The organism is Roseibium sp. SCP15 (genome assembly GCF_040329435.1).
GTDB lineage: Bacteria > Pseudomonadota > Alphaproteobacteria > Rhizobiales > Stappiaceae > Roseibium.
In genome coordinates, this window is record NZ_JBDZYI010000001.1 from 622,466 (window position 1) to 646,128 (window position 23,663).

Sequence of the window (23,663 nt, forward strand, 5' to 3'; positions counted from 1 at the left end):
GCGCTACCACGTGTATTTGAGCTTGGCGGTCACCGTCCGGCCCGGGCCGTACCAGCAGGCGTATTGGGAAGCGCAACTGGCGGTGTAACGCTTGTCCAGAAGGTTGCTCGCGTTGACCTGCAACTTGACGCCTTCAAGCGTGTTCGATACCGCCCCGAAATCGTAGCTCGCCATGGCGTCGAGCAAGGTTGTCGAGGGCACCTCGATCTCGTTGGTCCGGTCCGTGCTGGGACCGATATATCGAACCCCGAGGCCAAGCCCGAGACCGTTCAGTCTTCCCTCGGTAAACTCGTATCGACCCCAGAGATTTGCCAAATGCTCCGGCAGACGATCAACCGTCAGTCCGATCTTGCTGGCGTCTTCGTCATTCGTGATTTCAGCATTCACGTATGTGTAGGACCCAACGAGGGAGAAGTTGTCGGAGATCTGTGCATGACCTTCAACTTCAAAGCCCTGACTGCGAATTTCTCCGGTCTGGTAGACTTCCCTGGTAATTGGATCCGTCGAGGATTTGTTCTGCTGCATGATGTGGAAGGCCGCAGCGTAGATTTGGAACCTGCCGTCATCCGTTGCGTATTTGACGCCAGCTTCCCACTGCTGTGCGGTTACCGGGTCTAACGCGTTGTTGTTATGATCTGTTTCAAGGGACGGCTCAAACGAAGTGGAGTAGCTCGCATAGGGAGAAATTCCGCTGTCGAAGTTGTAAATCGCCCCGACTCGACCCGAAAATGCACCATCGTAGTAAGAGGAGCCGTCTCCGGAATACTGGTCGACTTCCGTGCCTGCCCAGTCATAGCGGCCACCCAGGCTGACGGTCAGGTTATCAAGTTCGATCTGATCCTGCATATACAGTCCCAGTTGCCAGGCCGTCGTCACCTCGTCACTCGTCCACATGTCCAGGGAGATATCAGGCAAGTTGCCGTAGCTGGGGTTCATCCAGTTTATGTCGAGGCCTGTCGTGTCGCCAAACCCCCACTGGTAATTGCGTTTTGAGTGTTTGAAATCGAGACCGGTCAGAAGTGTGTGATTGAGGGAACCGGTCTGAAAGTCGCTTTGCAGCTGGTTGTCGATCACAAACTGGTTCAGGTCGGTCGACCCGCCGCTCGGTCGGCGGCTGATGTTTCCTGTCGCATCGTCAAGCGATCCCCACGTGAGAGTTTGATGATAGGTATCGAAGATGTTGTAGGCGGCCTTTTGGCGAAACTGGAAAGTCTCGTTGAACCTGTGTTCGAATTCGTAACCGATCTGAACCTGCGTTCGTCTGAACTCCTCGAAATCCGGATCGCTGATGTTGAAGTCGTTCGGAATGAAGCCATGAGACGTGGCATAAAGCGTACCGTTCGCTTCCCTGAAGTTTCTGAAACCGGCCTTGGGCTCATGGCTGATCAAGGACGTCAGTGTCAGTGACGTATCGTCGGTCGGCGCCCACCGAATACTCGGTGCGAGGGTCATGCCTTCCTGACTGAGCCCGTCTTCCTCCAGATCGAACCGTTCTGCGATTCCAGCAACGCGATAACTCCAGACGCCTTCCTTGTCGAAAGTGCCCTGAATATCAAAGGCGCCGCCGATCCGCGCGTCAATTCCCGTCGTCAGCTCAATTTCCCTGCGGGTTTCGCCGGTCGGCTTCTTGGTGACAAGGTTGACGATACCACCAGGATTGGCCTGACCGTAGAGAATGGACGCCGGGCCTTTCAGGACCTCGATTCGTTCCAGCACGTAAGGATTGATTTGCCCGAGGGAACTCCAGCCGAACTGAAGACCGTTGACATAGCGTGGAACGTAACCGAAGCCGCGAATGTACATTTCGTCGCGCAGATTGGACGAGCCACGATATTCGGTGGCAACGCCTGCGGTGTAGCGCAATGCCTGGGATACCGATCTGGCATCCTGGTCTTCAATCTGCTGGCTCGGAACAACACTGACAGCCTGAGGTGTCTTGATCAGTGGCGTATCGGTCTTTGTTCCCGCGCGGCTTCTATTGGCAACATACCCTTCCACCGGACCATCGGCCGTTTCTTGTGGCTCGCGAATTTCGATCTTGTCCAGATCGATTGGGTTGGCATTTTGAGCCGTGGCAGCCGAAATGGCCAGAAAACTGACGGTTGCCGCCAGATTCAAGGCAGCAATTGGGGAAGGGAGGCGAAGCATCTTGTACCTGTTCGGGATGAGCTATCACGGGTGCCTTGTTTGCATCCGGTGATCGCTTAAACTTGACTTTATTATTCAGGTATTAGAAGAGCATTGAAAATGAGTCCATCCGGCAGCTTGTGCGCAAATGCCAAAAGTCTTTTCCAAAGCGCCAAACCGGTTAGGGCACAGACACGCTTAAGAAGTTTTGCTCATGACAGACGTCAATCCTCCTCGAAAACTCAGAAACGGCCAGATCGTTCGTGTTGACAGTGCTGTCTGGCCGAAAACGTCAATCGACACGGTTCTGACGTCGTTCGTCCGCGAGAAGTTTCAGACGTTTATTTTTCTGGAAGGTGAGCAGAGCTTTTGGCTGGACGAGAAATTCTTCCACGTTGATGCAGGTCACGGCCCGGCGCGGCGGCCCAAGGCTCTGACATTCGCCTTGAAGCGAAATACCGAAATTCGATTGCTCAGGGGAACAAGCAGTCCCTTGAACAAGGTTTCGATCACGTCACCGATCGGTTGGATGGACCAAATGGAAATTTCAGGAGGGTCCCGTTCAACTAGCGTCGTCGATTTCATGAGTGGTCATCTGAACCACTTGGTGTGGGAGCCGGGGCCTGATGTGGTTACGCTTGCCGAACAGGTATCCGCTCCGCCTCGGTGGCTCGGTGCGGACATGTTGCCCCTTTACCGGACTGCTCGCGGTTTTGATCTGATGATTTCGGTGTGTCAGAAACTGGGAGGGGACGGCGAAAACCAGGGACCTCTGCATTCGCGCACATCAACCGCTCGGATGGAGCGGATCAGGGATTTCATCATGGACAACCTCCATGAGGACTTCCACATCGAAGACATAGCGCGCCAGACCGGAACAAGCGTCCGTTCATTGCAGCGCAAGTTCAAGGACTTCTTTGGAGAAACCGTCTTTGAATTTGTTCGCAATGCCCGACTGGAGCGGGCGCGTGAAGCGCTGCTGCGTGATCACATCAGCGTTTCGGAGGCATCGATCGTTGCCGGATACACATCGCCAGCCGCTTTTGCCACTGCCTTCCGAAAGCGTTTCGGTGAAGTTCCTCGCCGATTGAGAGCCGCAATTCGCGAAACCTAAGTTGAGTAGTGCTGCCTTAGGGCCAGATGAGGTCGGACGGTTCTTCGGCGTCCCCAGCACAAGTGACACGAGACCCTTTCACCTTGGCTTTGCCACAGGCAACAAGTTCAAGCGCCTTTGGATAGATCTTGTGTTCCACTTCCAGAACACGGGCAGCCAGAGCATCGGGCGTGTCGTCATCGAGAACCGGAACAGCTCCTTGAATGATGATCGGGCCATCATCCATTTCCGGCGAAACATAGTGGACCGTTGCACCGTGGAGCTTCACACCTTCTTCAAGCGCGCGTTCGTGGGTCGCAAGGCCCTTGAATGCCGGTAGAAGAGCAGGGTGGATGTTGATCATCCGGCCTTTCCAGGAGTTGACCAGGAATGGGGTCAATATGCGCATGAAACCGGCGAGGGCCACCAGCTCGATTTTCAATTCCCTCAAGACGTCGTCGACAGCTTTCTCAAAAGCCTGCCGGTCGCCTGAAAAGTCCCGGTGATCGACGACCGCAGTCGGAATGCCGAAATCCTGGGCCCTTTCCAGACCCTTGGCGTCTGGCCGGTTGGACAGAACCAACGCGATTTCCGCAGGATAGGACGGATCCATCGCTGCGGAAATCAGGGCTCCCATATTGGTGCCGCGTCCGGAAATCAGGATGGCTGTACGCTTGCGGCTCATGCGGAAAGGTCCAGACTGTTGTCAAACAGAACCGGAGCATCGCCTGCTGCTTCGATCCGGCCAATGCGCGAAACCGTTTCACCTGCCTCCGTCAGCACTTTGGTGACGGCCTCCGCTTCTTCTTCGGCGACGACGACAACCATGCCAACACCGCAATTGAAGGTTCGCAGCATCTCAGCTTCTGCCACGCCGCCGGTTTTGGCAAGCCAGCCGAAGACATCCGGAGCGCTGATGCTCGAAAGGTCAATTCGGGCAGAGGTGTTTTCAGGAAGAACGCGCGGAAGGTTTTCCGGCAAGCCTCCACCGGTAATATGCGCCAGCGCCTTGACACCAGATGTCTCGCGAAGCGCAGACAGCAGCGGTTTGACGTAGATCCTTGTAGGCTCCATCAAGGCTTCGCCCAGCGTCTTCGATGTGTCGAAAGGTGATGTGTCAGTCCACGTCATTCCGGCAAGTTCGATGATCTTGCGCACCATTGAATAGCCGTTGGAATGAACTCCGGAGGATGCCAGCCCAAGCAGCACATCGCCTGCGCCGACGTCTTTGCGCGGGAGAATTTCACCACGCTCAACCGCCCCGACGGAGAAGCCGGCCAGATCGTAATCGCCTGCTGCATACATGCCCGGCATCTCGGCCGTTTCACCGCCAATCAAGGCGGCACCGGCAAGCTTGCAGCCGTCCGCTATGCCCGCAACGACATCGGTTGCCGTTTCAACATCAAGTGCGCCGGTGGCAAAATAGTCGAGGAAAAACAGAGGTTCAGCGCCCTGGACGACAAGGTCGTTCACACACATGGCGACAAGGTCGATGCCGACAGTGCGGTGCTGCCCGGTCTCAATGGCAATCTTCAGCTTGGTGCCAACGCCATCATTGGCAGCGACAAGGACCGGGTCGTTGAAGCCGGCTCCCTTGAGATCGAACAAGCCGCCAAATCCGCCGATATCGCTGTCCGCGCCAGGCCGGGAAGTGGCTTTCACCAGCGGTTTGATACGGTTCACCAGTTCGTTTCCGGCATCGATATCGACACCGGCATCGGCATAGGTCAGACCATTGGAGGTGGGAGGCGTGGATTGGCTCATGACGGCTCCAAAACAGGTTTCTTTCGCGCGAAACATCAGCGCGTTCAAAGGATCCCTGCCGCGCATACAGCCTTGTGGACATTTTCACAAGAGCTGGTGGACCGTCATCACCGCGAAATCGGGCCCTTGACCCGGTGTGGCAGGAACACCTAAGTCCATTGTGAGTTTCGTTCTGGTCAAATGACTGTTTATGCGGATGGTATCCGCTCGGGATCGAATTTGAAAAATCCCGTCAGGGAGGAGTTTCATGACTTTACGCCGTCAGGTCCAATTCTGGCTGATTTCCCTGGCCGTATTTTGCGCCTTTCTTTACGTGTTTTCCGGGGTGTTGCTGCCATTCGTAGCAGGCATGGCCGTTGCTTACCTGCTGGATCCGGTGTGCGACAGGCTTGAGTCTTTGGGAATGGGAAGGATGTGGGCGACGCTGACGATCCTGTTGGCCTTCATCTTGATCCTCGTTCTCTTCTTCATTCTGCTCTTGCCGGTTCTGGGCAATCAGCTGGCGCTGTTTCTTGAGAACTTCCCGGATCTTGTCCGCAGATTGCAGTCCCTGTTGTCGGAGTATTTTCCTGCAAATCTGGCGACCATGGCCGGACTCTCGCCTGAAGATCTGCAAGCTTCCATGTCCAACCTTATCGGCCAGGGAGCGGCATTTGTCGGTAAGCTGGCGCAGTCCATCTGGAGTGGGGGGCAGGCTCTGCTCTCGATCCTGTCCCTGTTTGTCATCACGCCTGTTGTGGCCTTTTACCTTTTGCTCGACTGGGATCATATGGTGGAACGCATCGACAGCTGGTTGCCTCGCGATCACCTGGGAGAAATTCGCGGGCTTGCCAAGGAAATGGACTCGGCGGTTGCCGGCTTTGTCCGTGGCCAGGTGTCTGTCTGTGTGATCCTGGGCTGTTTTTATGCCGTCTCGTTGGCTCTGGTCGGACTGAATTTTGGTCTACTGATCGGAATGGGGGCAGGGCTCATCAGTTTCATTCCGTTTGTCGGCGCCGGTCTTGGTTTCATTGTTTCTTTCGGCGTGGCGCTGGTGCAATTCTGGCCTGAGTGGCCCTGGATACTGGTGGTCGGGGCAGTTTTTGCAGTCGGTCAGTTTCTGGAAGGAAATGTACTGCAGCCGAAGCTCGTCGGAGACAGCACTGGCCTGCATCCCGTGACATTGATGTTTGCTCTTTTTGCCTTTGGATATCTCTTTGGATTTGTGGGGATGTTGGTAGCCGTTCCGGCCGCGGCAATGATCGGCGTGCTTGCACGTTTCGGTCTTAAGCAGTACCTAGCAAGCCCAGTTTACAAGGGTACCGGCCGTTCGTCTTCGGCCATGGAAGAGTAAGTGTCAGGATTATGGCGGAAACTCCGCGCCAACTGCCGTTAGTATTGCCGCACGAAGCGGCTCTCAGCCGCGACGACTATCTGGTTGGCGGCTCCAACCGGGCTGCTTTCGAGCTGCTGGAGCGTTGGCCTGACTGGCCTGCGCCCGTCGTTGTGCTTGCCGGACCGGTCGGATCGGGCAAGAGCCACCTTGTTCAGGCTTTTTGTGACGAAACCGGCGCAGCCGTTATTGCCGGACCGGATTTGACAGAGGCCGTGGTCGCCGAACTTGTCACCGCTCCTTCGGCAATCGTTGAGGACGCGCATCTTGGTGTCGACAACACTGCCTTGTTTCATCTCCTGAATGCTTCCAGGCAAGCTGGCAAGACGGTTTTGATTACGAGCCGAACCTGGCCGGCAAGCTGGAAAATCACGCTTCCGGACCTCATGTCGCGTTTACGGGCGGCAACGCCAGTGGAAATACTTGAACCTGACGACGACCTGCTGCGCCGTGTTCTGGTGAAACTGTTTGCCGACCGTCAGATCGCAATCGACATTTCAGTGGTCGACTATCTTGTTGTGCGGATGGAGCGGTCCCTGGAAGTTGCGATGCGGGCCGTTGAGGCAATTGATCAGGAGGCCCTGGCCGGGCGTGTGAAGATCACCAAACCTCTTGCTGGCCGGGTTCTTGAAAATGTGCATAAAGGCTGACCACCGGCCACTTGACCAAAGGGGTGTCATTTGTCCGGCTACGAGTCCATGCTAGGCACATTGCCAGATTGGCGGTTGAGGCTGTCGACCGGTAGTTGAAGGGGAAGGTGCCATGAACGAAACCACTGATCTTGCTGCGGTCTCATCTTCTGCTGTCGAAAGTCCGGAGATTGAACGCTTGCAAGCAGACACGGTTCCGGCAAGCGATCTTGCCGACTCTCCCAAACGGTTCATGAACCGGGAACTTTCGTGGCTTCAGTTCAATTTGCGGGTTCTGGAAGAAGCCAGAAACCAGAACCACCCTCTGCTGGAGCGGGTCCGGTTCCTGTCGATATCGGCGAACAACCTCGACGAATTCTTCATGGTGCGTGTCGCCGGTCTGCGAGGGCAGCAGAGGGCTGATGTCACCAACCTTTCCGATGACGGTCTGACACCGTCTGAACAGCTGCAGAAGATCAGCGATGCAGTGCGCGACCTGCAGGCGCAGCAGCAGGAAATCTGGGGCGAAATCCGCAAGGAGATTGCGGAAAAGGGCATTGAGATTCTCGATCGGGAGAAAATCAGCGACGCGGACAAAGAGTGGTTGCAGGACTACTTCTTGGCCTATGTCTTCCCTGTTCTGACACCTCTGGCGATCGATCCGGCGCACCCGTTCCCGTTCATTCCCAACCTGGGTTTCTCGATCGTCTTCGAGCTGGCGCCTGTCTCCGGCGGGCGCGGCATGATCGCGTTACTCAGAATTCCCAATCAGGTCGAACGGTTTGTGAAATTGCCCGATCTTGAGGATGGTGCAGCTCGTTTCATAGCGATTGAAAAAGTCGTCAGCATGTTCATCGGTCGACTGTTCCCGGGCTACGAAATTCGAGGCAAGGGCGCCTTCCGGGTCATTCGGGACAGCGATCTGGAAATTGAGGAAGAAGCAGAAGACCTTGTCCGCCTCTTCGAGAGTGCTTTGAAACGCCGCCGCCGTGGTTCCGTGATCCGCCTGGAAATTCAGGAAACGACGCCGCCTGCGTTGCGTGAGTTCGTCGCCGAAGCGCTGGATGTCGGCAAGCGCGAAATCTTCCTGGCAAACGGTTTGCTCGCCCTCAACAATCTGTCACAGATCGTGGACCTTGAGCGGCCCGACCTGAAATTCAAGCCTTACACCGCACGCTTTCCGGAGCGTATTCGCGAACATGGCGGTGACTGCCTTGCGGCCATTCATCAGAAGGACATTGTCGTTCATCACCCGTACGAGTCCTTTGATGTGGTGGTCCAGTATCTGCGTCAGGCTGCGCGGGACCCCGACGTGGTTGCGATCAAGCAGACCCTTTACCGTACGTCAAACAACTCTCCAATCGTAAAAGCGCTTGCGGAGGCTGCCGAGGCCGGCAAGTCGGTGACCGCACTTGTTGAGTTGAAGGCGCGGTTCGATGAAGCGGCCAACATCAAGTGGGCACGAGATCTTGAGAGGGCCGGCGTACAGGTCGTCTTCGGCTTTATTGAGCTCAAGACCCACTCCAAGCTCTCCATGGTCATTCGTCGCGAACATGGACAGCTGAAAACGTATTGTCACATCGGTACAGGCAACTATCACCCGATTACTGCGCGCATTTACGAGGATCTGTCGTTCTTCACCGATGATCCGGGCATTGCGGAAGACGCGGCTCGAGTCTTCAACTTCATCACCGGCTATGCAGAGCCGGCCGAGCTCAATCACCTGATGGTTTCTCCGGTTAATCTGCGCAGTCGGATGCTGGAGATGACCGAAGCGGAAATCGAGCACGCGAAGGCGGGTCGTCCAGCGCAGATCTGGATGAAGATGAATTCCCTGGTCGATCCGGAAGTCATCGATTCACTTTACCGGGCAAGCCAGGCTGGGGTTCAGGTAGACTTGGTCATTCGCGGCATCTGCTGTCTGCGGCCCGGAATTGCGGGACTTTCCGAAAACATCCGGGTGAAATCGATCGTCGGACGTTTCCTCGAACATTCGCGGATCTTCTGTTTCGGAAACGGTTACGGGCTGCCATCGCCAGAGGCTCATGTCTACATAGGATCGGCTGATCTGATGCCACGAAATATCGACCGGCGCGTGGAAGTGCTGACGCCGTTGATGACACCAACCGTGCATGAGCAGGTTCTGGATCAGATCATGGTGGCAAACCTGAAGGACAATCAGCAAAGCTGGCGCATTCTTTCAGATGGCAGCCACGAACGGATTGAGCCCGGCGTGAACGAAGAACCGTTCAACGCCCATCAGTACTTCATGACAAACCCGTCTCTTTCAGGCCGGGGCAAGTCACTGAATAGCGATCGTCCGAAGCCGTTCCTTAAGCGGCAAAAACGAGGATAACATGACAGGGCAGTTCAAGCCGGCTCGTGGTCGGCTCAACGGTGCCGGACCGGTAGCGGTTATCGACATCGGCTCAAACTCGGTGCGTTTGGTTGTTTACGAACGCAAAGCCAGGACGCCGACGATGCTTTTCAATGAAAAGCTGCTGGCGGGTCTTGGAAGAGGCGTTGCCACTACGGGCCGTCTTGCCGAAGAGTCTGTCAACATGGCTCTGGGCGAGCTGACACGCTTCAAGGCGTTGATAGAACACACGGGCTGCAAAGACCTTTTTATTGTCGCCACAGCGGCCGCGCGTGATGCTGAAAACGGGCCGGAGTTCGTCCGTCAGGTCGAAGAATTTCTGGAAACGCCTGTCCGGATCCTGGATGGCTCCGAAGAAGCCTACTATTCCGCTCTTGGTGTGATCGCAGGTTTCTGGCAGCCCCGCGGGATTGTCGGGGACATGGGCGGCGGCAGCCTGGAGCTGGTCGAAATTGCAGACAACAAACCCGGGAAGGGCTTTACCTTTCCTCTGGGTGGTCTTCGCCTCTCGGAAGAAGCGGAAGGCAAGATCGCGAACGCGCGAAAGATCACCGAAAGCGCTCTGAAGGGGTATGACTGGCCGAACCTGGCTCCCGGCGAGCGCACGTTCTATGCGGTGGGGGGAACCTGGCGTTCGCTGGGCCGTCTCCATCTCATGCAGAACAATTATCCGCTGCATGTGATGCACAATTACGAAATCAGTGCGGAAGAAGCGATTGAGTTCTGCCGGAAAATTGCGGTTCCGAACCTCGAAGGCATTGAAATGTCGGAGGTTGTCTCCAAGCAGCGGCGACCGCTTGTGCCGATTGGAGCGGTCGTTCTTGAGCAGGTCCTGCTTTCGATGAAGGCCGAGCGGCTGGTGTTTTCCGCAACAGGCGTGCGCGAAGGATTGCTGCACGAAAAGCTGTCGCCGGAAATGCAGGCCGAGGATCCGGTCATCGAGGCAGCCAGAGAGCTGTGTACCTTGCGGTCACGGTCACCCGATCATGCATTGGAACTTATCGACTGGACAGACCGAGTCTTCAAGGAGCTGGAGATCGAGGAAACGGCAAATGAGACCCGTTTGCGCCATGCTGCCTGCCTCCTTGCCGATATCGGTTGGAGAGCGCATCCGGATTACCGGGGTGAGCAAAGTTTGAACATCATTTCAAATGCTTCTTTTGTCGGTCTGGACCATGCCAGCCGCGCCTATCTGGCGGCTGCCGTTTTCTACCGTCACCAGGGACTGCGGGAAGGGGCGTTGTCGCCTGTCATCCGGCAACTCTTCACCAATCGCTTGCGGATTCGCGCCAAGGTTTTGGGAGCAATCCTGCGGGTCGCGTCTCTGTTGAGCGCATCAATGGCGGGTCTTTTGCCGAAGGTCGGCATCGAAAAAACAGACGCGGGCCTTGTGATCATTCTGGATAGGGATATCGCAGACCTTGATGGTGAACGCTTGCGCAAGCGGGTTGCCCAGCTTGCCAAGGTCATCGAAACCGATGTGCAGATGAAAGTCGGCTAGAGAAAGAAGTGTTGACCGCCAGGCTGCTATTCAGCAGCCTGGGGATTTGCGCTTGCCTGCTGTGATTGCTGAAGTGCGACGATCTGGCGGTTCTGGAAGGCGAGGGCGACTTCTCCCCGCTTGAGTTTCAGCGCGGTTTCTCCGAACAACTCGCGGCGCCAGCCTTTGAGGGCTGCGACGTCCGCCGCGTCATCAGCGGCAATCTTTTCCAGGTCATCGACGGTCGCGATCACCTTCGCAGCAACGCCATTGGCTTCGCTGACCAGTTTGAGAAGAACCTTCAACAAGTCTACCGCTGCGGCTGATCCATCTGGCGCCTGACGCCCTTTCGGTAATTTCGGCAGCTTGTCCTTGGGCACGTTAAGGGCGCGCTTGACGGATCTCAGAATATCGTCCGCGGACCTGGAACGCTCAAAACCACGCGGGATCGTCCTGAGACGTCCAAGCGCTTCGGCATCCTGCGGTTGCTGGGCGGCCAGTTCGTAGATGGCATCATCCTTGATCACACGGCTGCGCGGTACGTTTCTTGTCTGCGCTTCCTTCTCACGCCATGCTGCCACTTCCATCATGACAGCCAGTTCGACGGGTTTGCGGACACGCAGCTTCAGTCTTTTCCAGGCCTGGTCCGGGTCAGTGCGATAGGTGGTGACCGAGGTCAGTACTTCCATTTCGTCCTGAACCCAGTGGCTGCGATTCTGCTCTGCCAGATTGGCTTTCAGGAACTGATAGGCATCCCGCAAATGAGTAACGTCCGCGAGGGCGTAATCGAGCTGCTTGTTCGTCAGGGGCCGTCTTGCCCAGTCGGTGAAGCGAGAGGACTTGTCGATCCGCGCTCCGGTCACCTTGTAGATCAGCTGATCGTATGAAATGGAATCGCCAAACCCGCACACCATGGCCGCAACTTGCGTGTCGAACAGGGGGGCGGGAATCAGTTCACCGAGATGGTAGATGATTTCTATGTCCTGGCGCGCCGCGTGAAAGACTTTTGTCACACCATCGTCGCGCATCAGGTCGAAAAAGGGTTGAAGGTCAAGACCTTCGGACAGGGCATCAACAATGAACGCCATGTCGGGCCCGGCCATCTGGATTACACAGAGCTTGGGCCAAAACGTGGTTTCACGGAGAAATTCCGTGTCCACGGTTACATAGTCATGAGCGGCTAGGCGCTGACAGGCAGCGGCGAGGTCTTTTGTTTTTGTAATCACATGCATGGTGACGGAAAGCTATACCCGAGTTCTGCCGCTTTGTCGCCACGAAATGGTAATTTTCAGTTTCAGGTCACTTGAATAGGCGCAAAAAGTGCGCCTATTCTAAGGCCCTGACAAATCGCTGATAAGTCCGGGCCGGAGAGAGTGCATGCGCAAGATATTGGTGGTGAATTCCAAGGGTGGATGCGGCAAAACCACGATCGCCACGAACCTTGCAGTTGCTCTTGCAGCCCGTGGAGAAGACGTCGGACTAGCGGATGCAGACAAACAAAAGTCCAGCCTGTCCTGGGTGAGACGGAGGCCCAAAAAACTGGTGAAAGTCGAAGGTCTCAATTGGACCAAGGACGGGGCCATTGGCGACAAGAACAAGGGCCTGGACGCCATCATCATCGATGGGCCGGGTGGGTTGCGGTCCGAACTTGCCAAGAACCTGATCGCCGAAGCTTCGGACATAATAGTGCCGGTACTTGCTTCCGCCTTTGACTGGAACGCAACGCTGAAATTCCTGGACGGGATTTCCGAAATCAAGAAGGTCCGAAAGGGGAAGGCCGATATTCACGTCGTCGCCAATAGGATCAACCGACGTTCGACCCAGGTTGCGGATCTGGAACAGACATTGTCCAAGAAGGGTTATCCGCTGCTTTGCCGGATTTCGGACAGAGTGCTTTATGCGCGCCACGCCGCCGCCGGTTCCGGTGTTTTCGATTTTTCGGATGCAGGCGCTTACGAGATTCGGGGACAATGGCACCCCTTGCTTCAGGCGGTCGATTGCTGAAGCCAGAAAACGGAAAATTCCTGGTCCCTTGACCAAAGCTCGCGTCAGAAAAAAAGCCGGTCAACTGACCGGCTTTCTGAGGTTCTTATCCGTCCGACTTCAGTTCTTCGATCACCTTGTAATCGGTTGGCGGGTCGGCGCAGATGCCCGGGCCGCACTCCAGAAATGTTGTCACGGTGTTCGCTGCAGCAAGAAAAACCATGACAAAGAATGCAAATTTCGCCAGCGACTGACCTCCGAAGCGACCGTGCTCTGGCTTGTCCACGAGAGGCTTGCGATACTGTCCTTCGAAAAGAAGCATGATTGCCGTGCCTAGAATGACCAGCAGGAAGCAGAGGCCGGCCCACGTGTAATAGTGCAGCCCCAGGACCGGTGATCCGTAACTGCCTGTTCCGGGCACGATATGCAGGAGAATCTGTCTTACCGATACGCTACCGCCGTAAACTGCGGACAGCAGCATGATGCCGTAGTGGTGTGGCTTGGCACCATAGATCAGGTTGAGGCACAGGCCATAACCGACACCGACCAGAGCAACACGCTGTAGCAGGCAAAGCGGGCAGGGCAATTCGTCAAGTGCAAACTGGAATGCATAGGCGGCAATCAGAATGAAGCAGACAACCAGAAGGCCGATTGCATTGAGAGTACGCGAGGGATGTGGAGCAAGAATAATCATGACTGGTGCTCCTACAATCTGATAGTCAGGGGTGTAGTTGCATGAAAGTCGAGCCAGTAAACGCTCATCGCCATAGTCACTGCGAACACGACAAAGGAAAGACGCCAATGATCCCGCCAGGCCAGCAGGATCGCAATCGTCATCAATGCAAATAATAGAGAAATCACGTTCAGTCCCCCAGGTTGGATTGACGATCAAAACCTTATAGCAGAGGTCGTGGTTGGGCAATTTTCAACCAAACCGGGATTTCTCTTCGCTTGTCCGGTTCGGGGGCAGTAAAAAACACAGCAGAAGCACGCCGGCTTGTTCATATGCTTCCATGATCTTGGCGGGGAGTACCAGCAGCCCAAAATTCGTGCTTCGGGAACGCATCTGAGGGCGTGCGCTGGCGTGGAGTGTGCATTTGCCTCTGTGAAAACACGTGACTATTGAGACCCGTGGTCGAACATCTCGCGGGGATCAGCAAGCATCACGCAAGCCTTTCCCTTGACTTTCGTTCCGCAACGTGGCTTGTGCAGGCCCACACGGCCTGCCTTCGGTGGGCCGTAATGATTTTCTATGGAATTCCAGAACTGTCGAGGAACGAGAATGCATCCCTACCGTAGCCATACATGCGGTGATCTCCGTCTGTCCGACGAAGGCCAGACCATCCGTCTTTCCGGCTGGGTCCACCGAGTCCGAGATCATGGCGGGGTGCTGTTCATCGATCTGCGCGACCATTATGGCGTGACGCAATGCGTAGTCGACCCGGATTCCGATGCATTCGGTCTTGCCGAAACCGTACGCTCCGAGTGGTGCATTCGCATCGACGGCAACGTGAAAAAGCGGACTGACGAAACCATCAATACGGAACTGCCGACCGGCGAAATCGAAGTTTTCATCCGTGAGATGGAAGTTCTCGGCTCTGCCCAGGAACTGCCGCTGCCGGTCTTCGGTGAGCTGGAGTATCCGGAAGAAGTTCGTCTGAAGTACCGCTTCCTGGACCTCCGCCGTGAGAAGCTGCACAACAACATGATCCTGCGCTCCAACGTTGTGCGTGATCTGCGTGACCGCATGTGGGAAATTGGTTTCAACGAATTCCAGACGCCGATCATCACGGCATCTTCTCCGGAAGGCGCGCGTGACTTCCTGGTGCCTTCTCGTTTGCATCCAGGCAGGTTCTACGCGTTGCCGCAAGCGCCTCAGCAGTTCAAGCAGCTGCTGATGGTGTCCGGCTTCGACAAATACTTCCAGATCGCACCGTGCTTCCGCGACGAAGACCCGCGTGCCGACCGTTCTCCGACGGACTTCTACCAGCTTGATATGGAGATGTCCTTCGTCACTCAGCAGGACGTTTTCGACACGATCGAACCGGTGATTGCCGGCTGCTTCGAGAAGTTCGGCAACGGACGCCCGGTCAACCGCAACTGGCCGCAGATCTCCTACAAGGACGCCGCGCTGTGGTACGGCACCGACAAGCCCGACCTCAGAAACCCGATAAAGATGCAGATTGTCTCGGAGCACTTTGCAGGATCGGGTTTTGCAATCTTTGCAAATCTTCTGGAACAGCCGGGCACTCAGATCCGCGCTATTCCGGCCCCCAAGGGTGGCAGCCGCAAGTTCTGTGACCGCATGAACAAATTCGCGCAAGGCGAAGGCCTGCCGGGTATGGGCTACATCTTCTGGCGCAAGGGCGAAGATGGTTCCATGGAAGCGGCGGGGCCGCTTGCGAAGAACATTGGTCCCGAGCGTACCGAGGCAATCCGCGTCCAGCTGGGTCTGGAAGTCGGTGATGCTGCCTTCTTCCTCGGCGGTAAGCCGAAGCAGTTTGAGCCGGTCGCGGCAAAAGCGCGCGTCATCATCGGCGAAGAACTCGGTCACGCAGACAAGGACCGTTTCGAATTTGCCTGGATCGTGGACTTCCCGATCTACGAGCGGGACGAGGAAACCGGCGAGATCGATTTTGAACACAATCCGTTTTCAATGCCCCAGGGCGGGATGGAAGCGCTGGAAGGTGATCCGCTTGAAGTCAAGGGCTGGCAGTACGACCTGGCCTGTAACGGTCATGAGCTGGTGTCGGGTGCGATCCGTAACCATAAGCCGGAAATCATGTACAAGGCCTTCGAAATTGCCGGATATCCGGCAGAAGAGGTCGACAAACGCTTCGGCGGCATGGTCAACGCTTTCCAGTATGGCGCTCCGCCGCACGGTGGCTGCGCGGCCGGTATTGACCGCATGGTGATGCTGCTTGCAGACGAGGCAAACATCCGCGAAGTCATGCTCTTCCCGATGAACCAGAAAGCGGAAGACCTGATGATGGGAGCCCCGAACGAGCCGACGTCAGCTCAGCTGCGCGATCTGCATTTGCGGCTGAACCTGCCAGAGGCATGAGAAAGCTTCACTTGCGGGAAGCTATCAAATAGGAGTACCCCTCTCCGGAAAGGGGCATGAGGCCGGCTTCGCTGGCCTCATTCGTGTCGGGTTGTGAAACCGTCAGAAAGGTGACGCTTCGTGCGAAATCCGTTCAAATCGAAGGCCATGACTGATCCGGACAGTACGGTTCAGCTGATCAAGCGTCTGTTCAGCGAGAATTTCAGGACATACTTCCCGAAGTATCTGCTGGCCTTTGTGTTCATGGGAATGATCGCCGCGACCACGGCAGCCAGCGCCTGGATCATGCGCGACGTCGTCAACGAAGTCTTTGTCAACAAAGACTCGACAATGGTTTACGTGATCGCAGCCGCGGTGCTGGTGATCTTCAGTCTGAAGGGCGCTTCAACCTTCGGGCAGATGGTCGTACTCGCCCGAGTGGGCAACTCAATTGTTGCTGACCTTCAAAGGCGGATGTTCGATCATCTGATCCGTCAAGACCAGACTTACTACGACAAGATGTCTCTCGCCGAAATCAATGTTCGGGTGGGGCAGGGTGTTGGAGCTGCTCGCACCACGCTTGACCTTATCATCGTGACATTGGGAAGAGATGTTCTGACGCTGATCGGTCTGGTCTTTGTGATGGTCTACCAGAACCCGCTCCTGAGCGTCTTTGCTCTCGTTATCATGCCGCCGGCGGTTATCGGTGTTGCGTTCCTGGTGCGCCGCGTCAAGCAATATGCAAAACGCCAGGTTGTCTCCACTGCGAAGATCGGAGCGACCATGCAGGAAACCGTGCTTGGAACGCGGATTGTCAAAGCGTTTGGCATGGAACCCGCCATGCGCAAGCGTATGGAAGTCGGCGTTCTGGAAGTTCAAAAACAGTCAAACAAGATTGCATCGCTGACCGCTCGTACGTCTCCGCTGATGGACACGCTTGGCGGTTTCGCCATTGCGCTGGTCATCTTCTATGGCGGTTATTCGGTGATCGAGCTCGGACAGGACCCGGGTGCACTGTTCTCCTTTATAACCGCACTTTTGCTGGCTTACGACCCGGCGCGCCGTCTGGCTCGATTGAACGTCAATCTGGGCAAACAGATTGTCGGACTTCGCCTCATGTACGAGCTGGTCGACCGAGAACCCGCCATGCAGGATGCGGCTGATGCAATTGATCTGAAGGTAAAGGACGGCAAGATCGAGTTCCGCGACGTTGTGTTCGGTTACGGTGAAAGTGCTGCCCTCAGTGGTACGAGTTTCACGGCGCAACCGGGGAAGATGACGGCACTTGTCGGTGCCTCGGGAGCAGGCAAGTCGACGGTCTTTTCACTGATCGAGCGCTTCTACGATCCAGAAAGCGGTGAAATCCTTATCGATGGTCATGCAGTGCCCTCGTGCACGATTGCGTCCTTGCGCGAGAACATTGCCTACGTCAGTCAGGATGCCTTCCTGTTCAACATCAGCATCCGGGACAACATCGCCGTTGGCAAACCGGATGCTACCCAGGAAGAAATTGAAGCGGCCGCAAAGGCTGCGAACGCACACGACTTCATCCTGCGTCTGCCGGAAGGCTACAAAACCAAGGCCGGAGAAGGGGGCAACAATCTCTCGGGCGGGCAACGCCAGAGAATCTCGATCGCTCGCGCAATGCTGCGCGACGCACCCATTTTGCTACTGGACGAAGCGACATCAGCGCTGGATGCGGAATCTGAGTCCAAGATCCAGTCTGCGTTGGAAACGCTGATGGACGGCCGCACCACTTTGGTGATCGCACACAGGCTGAGCACCGTACGACACGCCAACCAGATTCATGTCATGGACCAGGGCCGCGTTATCGAAAGCGGCACGCATGATGAATTGTTTGAACATGACGGCATTTATCGACGGCTGTGCGAATTGCAGTTTCAAAACCGCAATCAGGCCGCGGAGTAAATGAAAAAGCCCGGAGACATCTCCGGGCTTTTTCGATTTTGCGGCGAGCCGTTACTGATTTGCAGTAATGCCGACTGAAAGGATCTGCGGGATCATCTGGGGAGCAAACATTGCGGTTCCCATAATCTGTGCGACGGGAACCGGCGCTGCCGGGCTTGCAGCAATTTCCAATGAACCCGGAGTTGTCAGGAATTCGGTGACCGCTTCAGTCACCTTCGCTTCCAGCTCCTTGTTCTGCAGCACACCAAGCATCATCGGCAGGCCGCCTGTCAGTCCGGAAACGTAAACCGGTACTTCCACGCCTGCTTTCTGCGCTTCCTGGTCAAGGATGCGTCCCGTAAGGGATTCATCGTCCAGTCGGATCTTGGCGTTTGCGATGGTGATGTTCTGCAAAAGCGCCATTGCTTCTTCAGGGTTGTCCGAGGTCTCGTTCAGTTGGGTAACCACATCGCGTGTTACACCGCCGAGCGAAAAGGAAATCGTCAGGCTCGCTGCATCCTTGGCGTTGATATTCAGCGCGGGAACATTGATCGTCGCGGCGTCAGGGTCCCATTTGCCGGAGCCTGAAACGTCGACTGACAGCGTTTCGTAGCCCAGATCGGTAAGCGATTTGGCTTCGTCGGCTTCGATCTGCTTCACGTCAATGGTTGCACCGGTAATCGCGAATTGGCCGGAAGTTGGAAGATCGCCATCCATGGAATCGATGGAAGAGGAGATCTTCTGGATATCAGCAACTTTGCCATCCTCGTCGCGGATCTGAATGGATGTCGCCTCGAAGGACTCGTATCCAGGGCCAACGGGTGAATCATTGGTCTTTGCCTCTTCAGCAGACGGCAGAACCAGTGCCGAGACGCTGATGTTGTCCAGCGACATACCACCGTCATCGGCGGCAAGTTCGAGATTTTCCAAGGTCAGGTTCTCGAGCTTGAGACGGCCGTTGGACTGAAGTTCGCCGCCAGTCAGGACAGTTGAGACGATCGTAACCTTGGCGTCCTTGTCGTCTTCGTTGGTGATAAGCAGATCGCTGATCGTCACCGTATTTCCCGATGCATCGACCGAACCATAACTTTGGACCGTTCCTTCTTCTGAATCGAGCAGCGTCAGAAACGCATCTGCTATCTCGTTTCCGGTCGGGTCAAATGCAAGTGCCGGGCTGGTTTGTAAGGCAATCAGGCTCACGGCTGCCGTAAGGCCTGCCGCGAAACCCGAGACGCGGGAAAACATCATTGAAAATCTCCATCATGGAAAGTCGCGCCCACTCTGCTCCATGTTCAGGTGAGAGGCAAGGCGAAAGCCAGAGAGTTGGTAAAGGCTTTATGCCATCGCTTTTTCAGAGAAGGTTGCGTTCGCCTGTTCGACGTCTTCCAGGGTCGGGAGACTGGCTTCATTGCCCAGATGCTGGATGGCGTGCGTTGATGCGCCGCGAGCGAACCTGAAATGCTGATCCCAGCTGTTTTCGGGCCAGCGCAAGTAAGACGCGATGTAAGCCCCATGGAACACGTCGCCAGCTCCATTGGAATCCACCACCTTTTCAAGCGGGACATCGAGTGCCGGCAGGATCTTGTCGGGGCCACCTGCTTCGTACCAGACCATGCCCTGATCACCCAGGGTGACTGCGCCGACCGGGCAGTTCTTTGAACGCAGATACTCAAGAGTGTCACCGGTTGATTTGCCAAGCTGCTCACAGAACCGTTCGGAGACGACCGCGATGTCGATATGTTCCAGCAATTCGTCGGTGTTTTCGCGCACTGCGCCACCGTCCAGAGAGGTCAATACTCCGAGATTCTTACAGGTTTGCGCGTAATAGAGCGCGGCATCGGGCATGTGGCCGTCAAGGTGCAATGCCCTCATTCCGGTGAGTGTGAGCGGCGGGAAAGGATGCAGGAAGTCATTGTCGCGGCAGCGGACAATCGCACGCTTGCCGCCTTTCGGCATGATGAAGGAAAGCGACGACTCGTGAACCTTTCTGCCGTGAATGGAAATGCCATAGGCAGAGGCCATGTCCAGGAACATCCGAGCCAGCCAGTCATCGGCCTGTGAACACAACAGATCCGGTTTGCCACCGAGCTTGGCGCAGCAAAAGGCGGCCGTCACCGCATTGCCACCAAAGCTGATGGCATAATCATTGGCAATTGCTTTCTCATCACCGGTTGGCAGGCGGTCAGCCAGAAAAGTGACGTCGATATAAGCCTGACCGATAAACAATGCCTGCATGTAAACCTCCATCATCCGGTTCTCGCGTTCTTTCCGCAGATAAACACGCGTGCGCCGATCGGTGCTTTGATCTGGATGAAACGCTTGAATATTCAGTCCTTGTTTACCCAGATCCGCCATGTTCAGGAAGAGGTTATTCACGAACAGGTCTGCGTTTTGTCCTTCCGGTATATTGGTTTTGTGAAGACGGTGCTGATCGCCCTTGTGCTGGCGGTCACTCCTTTGTTCGCAATCAATATCATCTTGAATCAGTACGCCGAGCGCCGCGCCATCATCGAAATGGAAGCGATGGGGCAGGTGTCTATCCGGCGTGCCGAAGAAGCTATCAGCACGACCGTTTCGCTTTTGCAGCGTCTTGATCGTGACAACGTCCAAACCTGCAGTGCCGAAGATCGCGTAATTTTTGAAAAGCAGATCGTAGAACATGGCATGGTCGACGCGATCGGATTGGCCGACGCTTCCGGACAGCGCATGTGCATCATTCCCGACCGGGAACTGGCGGGGAAGGTCATTCTGCCACCCGTGCGAGAGGATGGTCCTCTGGTGGGTATCGGCATGCTTGATCGCGACTTTCTCGGCGCGCGTGCGGCTGTCATAAGCTGGGACCTGAAGGATCAGACAAGGTTGTTCGCAGAAGTGACCCCGGCGGTCATCGCACTGGATCCCGGCCCGGAATATCTGCGCTCATATCGCAGAACCGAACTTCGCCTGGGCAACAACCTGCTTTGGTACAATGTTGGCGGGTACAATTCCGAAGGGTCCGATCCGCAGGAGATGCTGACCGCGGAAGTCAGTTCCGAACTCTATCCTCTGGTTGCGAAGGTGACGGCACCCAATTCTGCCGCAAAGCACGCAGTGCAGGATTTGAAAGTTGTTGCCACGGCCGCCTGTGCAGGCATTGCGGTCCTGTTTGTCGCCATCGGCGTCTGGATGTCCTGGCGGCCGGAGAGCGAAGCCAACGACGAATTCGTTGCTGCGATCCGCAATGGCGAATTCATTCCGTTCTATCAACCGGTCATGGATATCGAGAGCCAGCGCCTGCGCGGTTGTGAGGTGTTGATGCGCTGGCGTCGTCCGAACGGCATGATCGTGTCGCCGGGTCAGTTCATGGCCTATGCTGAAAACAACGGCCACATCTTCGACATGACCCGCCATATGATGAAGGTCTCCTCGGAAGAGGTTGGCGAGCTGTACGGCGAAAACCCGGATCTGAAACTGTCGATCAACCTTTTCGCCGGTCACTTCCTTGATCGCGAAGTCATCGCCGACATCAAGTCGATTTTCGAGAAGTCCGATATCTCGTTCCAGCAGATCGTCGTGGAGGTGACAGAACGTCATCCGCTGGAAGATATGGAACTTGCCCGCAAGATTATCGCCGAGCTTCAGGCGCTTGGCGTTCGTGTGGCGCTCGACGACGTGGGTACCGGTCACGGTGGTATGGCATATCTGCAAAAGCTCGGTGTCGATATCATCAAGATCGACAAGATGTTTATCGACTCAATCAGTTCCGACGACAGTTCCACCACCATTGTCGATTCCATGGTGGAACTGGCAGACAACCTGGGCATGGGCATCATTGCCGAGGGCGTCGAGCAGGAAGAACAGATCGAGCGTTTGCTTGAACTGGGTGTGACGGCTGCACAGGGCTATTATTTCGCAAAACCGATGCCAGCAGATGAGTTCATTGAATTTGCCGAACGCACGGAAGAAGAGGCGCGGGAACGTGCACGCCTGGCAGCAGAAGCCGCTGCCGCCGAACAGGCCGCTTCAGAAGCAGCAATGGCCGACGCAGCGGCCTGATTTTGCCTGCCAAGAATAACTCTCTGATTTTGCAGTGAGAACGTCTGCCTAACCAAGCTGAGGATGACTTGGTCTTGCATTCAGCGCATGGCTGTGATGCGCATCGCCTCTTGTCTGTACCGGCTGGACGGTATATTTAACCTGCCAACTGTACTGACTGGACGGTATAAAAAGGCATGGGTCGTTCCTCAAGAAACACGCAGGATTCCAAATCCGAGATTCTGAAGTCGGCACTCGAGGTCATAAGGCGCTCGGGCGCTCCGGCGTTGACCATTGATGCGGTCGCGGAAGAGAGCGGGTTTTCAAAGGGCGGCGTGCTTTACAACTTTCCCACAAAAGACGCGCTCATCACGGGCATGGTGGAGTATCTGGCCAAGCAGTTTCATGGCGAGGTCGAGACGGCGCGGGCCGAGCACTTGGCTTCGAAATGTCCGACCCTAAGTGCCATGATTGACGTCACTGAACAATGGCTGCGGGAGCGGCAGGACGTGGCGCGTGCCATGCTGGCAACCAAGGCAGACAAACCTGACCTGAGTGAACCTTTCAAGGAGGTCACGACGTCGTTGAAAAAGGCGGTTGAGGCGGAAACGGACCAACGCGGCAAAGCGTGGGTCATCTGGTCGAGCCTGGAAGGAATGCACTTTTCAGACGCTCATTGCGCCTCGGTATTTACGGAAGAAGATCTCGCAGCGGCGTTCAGAGAACTCCGTCGCAGCGTGGAAGAATTATAAAACTAGGACGAAAAACCAAATGTTGGCACGACGCAAAGCACCGATAGGCCGCTGGGCGGGTTTCCTGTTTGCAGCCGGACTTCTGGCGGCATGTCAGGACAATGCGGTGGACCCGGTCGCCGAAGCAGAAGCAAAGCTGCATGCGGCTCCCAGACCTGCAAAGATTTTCACGGTCACTGATCAGATCGGATTTGTCGAAAGACATTTCGCGGGCAGGGTCGCTGCCGTTCAAACGGTCGATCTTTCCTTTCAGGTCGCCGGAAAACTGATCGAACTGCCTGTGCGCGAAAGCCAGCCGGTCAAGAAAGGCGACGTGATCGCGAAACTTGATACGACCGATTATGATCGTGCCGTTCGCGAAGCGACCATCAGCGTGGAACAGGCCAAGCGGGAACTGGACCGCTTGGAAACATTGCGCGACCGCTCGGTGATCTCCCAATCGGCTTACGACGAACAGAAGAACGTCTATGATCTTGCGGTTGAAAGATCGAAGGAAGCCCGCCAGAATCTCGCCTATACGACCTTGCGCGCTCCATTCGACGGCATCGTTTCGGTTCGCTTGGTCGACAACTTCACCACGGTCAGCGTGGGGACACCGGTGGTACGGGTTCACGACGTGTCCGAGGTTCAGGTCGACATCAACGTCGCGGAAGCGCTGTTCGGCCGGATCACGGAGTCGGATGTCGAATCCGTTGAAGCAACATTCTCTGCCTATGGAGACAAGCTGTTTCCGCTCGTTTACCGCGAGCATTCCAGTCAGGTGGATGATGTTGCGCAGACCTACCGCGTGACACTTGCCATGCCCAGGGAAGGCGCCGAGCAGCTCAATCCCGGCATGACCGCATCCGTCTTCGTCAAATTGCAGCCTGACGGCCTGGAACTCGGTGAACAGTTCCTGGTGCCTTCGAGCGCCGTCGCGGTTGACGGAGACGGCAATGCCTTTGTCTGGAAGTTTGCCGAAGAAACCGGAGCGGTTTCCAAGAACCCGGTGGAGATCGGCACGATTATGGGGGACTTCATCCCCGTTCGCGAGGGCCTGCAGCCCGGCGAGGAAATCGTGTCGGCTGGCGTCGCCTACTTGAGCGACGGTCAGATCGTGCGCCCGCTGCGCTGATCCCGGA

The 23,663-nt window shown here is 56.0% G+C and carries 19 protein-coding genes; 11 read left to right on the plus strand and 8 right to left on the minus strand.

Features of this window, described 5'->3' with window-relative positions; translation table 11 throughout:
• Nucleotides 1-3 precede the first annotated feature (3 nt).
• Entirely contained in the window at nt 4-2,148 is a 2,145-nt protein-coding gene (locus tag ABLO27_RS02840) for a TonB-dependent siderophore receptor (protein WP_353030305.1), read from the minus strand.
• A gap of 193 nt (nt 2,149-2,341) precedes the next feature.
• On the opposite strand from ABLO27_RS02840, the gene ABLO27_RS02845 reads away from it, so the two are divergent.
• Nucleotides 2,342-3,241, plus strand: a complete 900-nt coding sequence (locus tag ABLO27_RS02845) for an AraC family transcriptional regulator (protein ID WP_353030306.1) — start codon at nt 2,342-2,344, stop codon at nt 3,239-3,241.
• A gap of 16 nt (nt 3,242-3,257) precedes the next feature.
• Here the strand turns inward: ABLO27_RS02845 and purN are convergent, their stop codons facing one another.
• Together purN and purM are read right to left on the minus strand one after the other, a co-directional pair.
• On the minus strand, nt 3,258-3,905 hold the full coding sequence (gene purN / locus ABLO27_RS02850) for a phosphoribosylglycinamide formyltransferase (RefSeq protein WP_353030307.1): 648 nt from the start codon (nt 3,903-3,905) through the stop codon (nt 3,258-3,260).
• The gene (purM, locus tag ABLO27_RS02855; RefSeq protein WP_353030308.1) at nt 3,902-4,984 is read right to left on the minus strand and encodes a phosphoribosylformylglycinamidine cyclo-ligase; all 1,083 of its coding nucleotides are present in this window, start codon (nt 4,982-4,984) and stop codon (nt 3,902-3,904) included. Before purM ends, purN begins: the two co-directional genes overlap by 4 nt.
• 247 nt (nt 4,985-5,231) lie before the next feature.
• On the opposite strand from purM, the gene ABLO27_RS02860 reads away from it, so the two are divergent.
• The 4 genes from ABLO27_RS02860 to ABLO27_RS02875 all read left to right on the plus strand — a co-directional run bounded on the left by ABLO27_RS02860 (nt 5,232) and on the right by ABLO27_RS02875 (nt 10,863).
• Nucleotides 5,232-6,317, plus strand: a complete 1,086-nt coding sequence (locus ABLO27_RS02860; protein ID WP_353030309.1) for an AI-2E family transporter — start codon at nt 5,232-5,234, stop codon at nt 6,315-6,317.
• Between the two features lie 11 nt (nt 6,318-6,328).
• Nucleotides 6,329-7,006: an AAA family ATPase gene (locus ABLO27_RS02865; protein WP_353030310.1), complete on the plus strand. Its 678-nt coding sequence runs from the start codon at nt 6,329-6,331 to the stop codon at nt 7,004-7,006.
• Nucleotides 7,007-7,118: 112 nt separating this feature from the next.
• Nucleotides 7,119-9,341: an RNA degradosome polyphosphate kinase gene (locus tag ABLO27_RS02870; protein ID WP_353030311.1), complete on the plus strand. Its 2,223-nt coding sequence runs from the start codon at nt 7,119-7,121 to the stop codon at nt 9,339-9,341.
• A 1-nt stretch (nt 9,342) separates the two neighbouring features.
• Complete coding sequence (locus tag ABLO27_RS02875; protein WP_353030312.1) at nt 9,343-10,863, plus strand: Ppx/GppA phosphatase family protein; 1,521 nt, start codon at nt 9,343-9,345, stop codon at nt 10,861-10,863.
• A 26-nt stretch (nt 10,864-10,889) separates the two neighbouring features.
• Here the strand turns inward: ABLO27_RS02875 and rnd are convergent, their stop codons facing one another.
• Nucleotides 10,890-12,074, minus strand: coding sequence for a ribonuclease D (rnd, locus tag ABLO27_RS02880; protein ID WP_353030313.1), 1,185 nt, complete (start codon nt 12,072-12,074; stop codon nt 10,890-10,892).
• A 145-nt stretch (nt 12,075-12,219) separates the two neighbouring features.
• Here rnd and ABLO27_RS02885 point away from each other — a divergent pair, with 145 nt between their 5' ends.
• On the plus strand, nt 12,220-12,846 hold the full coding sequence (locus ABLO27_RS02885; RefSeq protein ID WP_353030315.1) for a ParA family protein: 627 nt from the start codon (nt 12,220-12,222) through the stop codon (nt 12,844-12,846).
• An 85-nt stretch (nt 12,847-12,931) separates the two neighbouring features.
• On the opposite strand, the gene ABLO27_RS02890 is transcribed toward ABLO27_RS02885, so the two are convergent.
• A complete protein-coding gene (locus tag ABLO27_RS02890; RefSeq protein ID WP_353030316.1) occupies nt 12,932-13,519 on the minus strand; it encodes a disulfide bond formation protein B in 588 nt (195 codons plus the stop codon).
• Nucleotides 13,520-13,530: 11 nt separating this feature from the next.
• Nucleotides 13,531-13,686, minus strand: coding sequence for a DUF5993 family protein (locus tag ABLO27_RS02895; protein WP_353030317.1), 156 nt, complete (start codon nt 13,684-13,686; stop codon nt 13,531-13,533).
• 421 nt (nt 13,687-14,107) lie between these two features.
• Here ABLO27_RS02895 and aspS point away from each other — a divergent pair, with 421 nt between their 5' ends.
• Nucleotides 14,108-15,889, plus strand: a complete 1,782-nt coding sequence (aspS, locus tag ABLO27_RS02900; RefSeq protein WP_353030319.1) for an aspartate--tRNA ligase — start codon at nt 14,108-14,110, stop codon at nt 15,887-15,889.
• Between the two features lie 120 nt (nt 15,890-16,009).
• The gene (locus tag ABLO27_RS02905) at nt 16,010-17,797 is read left to right on the plus strand and encodes an ABC transporter ATP-binding protein (protein WP_353030320.1); all 1,788 of its coding nucleotides are present in this window, start codon (nt 16,010-16,012) and stop codon (nt 17,795-17,797) included.
• A 51-nt stretch (nt 17,798-17,848) separates the two neighbouring features.
• On the opposite strand, the gene ABLO27_RS02910 is transcribed toward ABLO27_RS02905, so the two are convergent.
• Together ABLO27_RS02910 and ABLO27_RS02915 are read right to left on the minus strand one after the other, a co-directional pair.
• On the minus strand, nt 17,849-19,024 hold the full coding sequence (locus tag ABLO27_RS02910) for a hypothetical protein (RefSeq protein ID WP_353030321.1): 1,176 nt from the start codon (nt 19,022-19,024) through the stop codon (nt 17,849-17,851).
• A gap of 87 nt (nt 19,025-19,111) precedes the next feature.
• A complete protein-coding gene (locus tag ABLO27_RS02915) occupies nt 19,112-20,011 on the minus strand; it encodes a sugar kinase (RefSeq protein WP_353030323.1) in 900 nt (299 codons plus the stop codon).
• Nucleotides 20,012-20,086: 75 nt separating this feature from the next.
• Here ABLO27_RS02915 and ABLO27_RS02920 point away from each other — a divergent pair, with 75 nt between their 5' ends.
• The 3 genes from ABLO27_RS02920 to ABLO27_RS02930 all read left to right on the plus strand — a co-directional run bounded on the left by ABLO27_RS02920 (nt 20,087) and on the right by ABLO27_RS02930 (nt 23,656).
• Nucleotides 20,087-21,811, plus strand: a complete 1,725-nt coding sequence (locus ABLO27_RS02920) for an EAL domain-containing protein (protein ID WP_353030324.1) — start codon at nt 20,087-20,089, stop codon at nt 21,809-21,811.
• A 176-nt stretch (nt 21,812-21,987) separates the two neighbouring features.
• Entirely contained in the window at nt 21,988-22,542 is a 555-nt protein-coding gene (locus ABLO27_RS02925; RefSeq protein WP_353030325.1) for a TetR/AcrR family transcriptional regulator, read from the plus strand.
• Nucleotides 22,543-22,561: 19 nt separating this feature from the next.
• Complete coding sequence (locus ABLO27_RS02930; protein WP_353030326.1) at nt 22,562-23,656, plus strand: efflux RND transporter periplasmic adaptor subunit; 1,095 nt, start codon at nt 22,562-22,564, stop codon at nt 23,654-23,656.
• The last annotated feature ends 7 nt before the right edge of the window (nt 23,657-23,663 follow it).

Excerpts from the sequence above, each read along its gene's own strand:
- ABLO27_RS02840 (WP_353030305.1), bottom strand. The coding sequence starts at position 2,148 with ATGCTTCGCCTCCCTTCCCCAATTGCTGCCTTGAATCTGGCGGCAACC.
- ABLO27_RS02845 (WP_353030306.1), top strand. The coding sequence starts at position 2,342 with ATGACAGACGTCAATCCTCCTCGAAAACTCAGAAACGGCCAGATCGTT.
- purN (WP_353030307.1), bottom strand. The coding sequence starts at position 3,905 with ATGAGCCGCAAGCGTACAGCCATCCTGATTTCCGGACGCGGCACCAAT.
- purM (WP_353030308.1), bottom strand. The coding sequence starts at position 4,984 with ATGAGCCAATCCACGCCTCCCACCTCCAATGGTCTGACCTATGCCGAT.
- ABLO27_RS02860 (WP_353030309.1), top strand. The coding sequence starts at position 5,232 with ATGACTTTACGCCGTCAGGTCCAATTCTGGCTGATTTCCCTGGCCGTA.
- ABLO27_RS02865 (WP_353030310.1), top strand. The coding sequence starts at position 6,329 with ATGGCGGAAACTCCGCGCCAACTGCCGTTAGTATTGCCGCACGAAGCG.
- ABLO27_RS02870 (WP_353030311.1), top strand. The coding sequence starts at position 7,119 with ATGAACGAAACCACTGATCTTGCTGCGGTCTCATCTTCTGCTGTCGAA.
- ABLO27_RS02875 (WP_353030312.1), top strand. The coding sequence starts at position 9,343 with ATGACAGGGCAGTTCAAGCCGGCTCGTGGTCGGCTCAACGGTGCCGGA.
- rnd (WP_353030313.1), bottom strand. The coding sequence starts at position 12,074 with ATGCATGTGATTACAAAAACAAAAGACCTCGCCGCTGCCTGTCAGCGC.
- ABLO27_RS02885 (WP_353030315.1), top strand. The coding sequence starts at position 12,220 with ATGCGCAAGATATTGGTGGTGAATTCCAAGGGTGGATGCGGCAAAACC.
- ABLO27_RS02890 (WP_353030316.1), bottom strand. The coding sequence starts at position 13,519 with ATGATTATTCTTGCTCCACATCCCTCGCGTACTCTCAATGCAATCGGC.
- aspS (WP_353030319.1), top strand. The coding sequence starts at position 14,108 with ATGCATCCCTACCGTAGCCATACATGCGGTGATCTCCGTCTGTCCGAC.
- ABLO27_RS02910 (WP_353030321.1), bottom strand. The coding sequence starts at position 19,024 with ATGATGTTTTCCCGCGTCTCGGGTTTCGCGGCAGGCCTTACGGCAGCC.
- ABLO27_RS02915 (WP_353030323.1), bottom strand. The coding sequence starts at position 20,011 with ATGCAGGCATTGTTTATCGGTCAGGCTTATATCGACGTCACTTTTCTG.
- ABLO27_RS02920 (WP_353030324.1), top strand. The coding sequence starts at position 20,087 with ATGAAACGCTTGAATATTCAGTCCTTGTTTACCCAGATCCGCCATGTT.
- ABLO27_RS02925 (WP_353030325.1), top strand. The coding sequence starts at position 21,988 with ATGGGTCGTTCCTCAAGAAACACGCAGGATTCCAAATCCGAGATTCTG.
- ABLO27_RS02930 (WP_353030326.1), top strand. The coding sequence starts at position 22,562 with ATGTTGGCACGACGCAAAGCACCGATAGGCCGCTGGGCGGGTTTCCTG.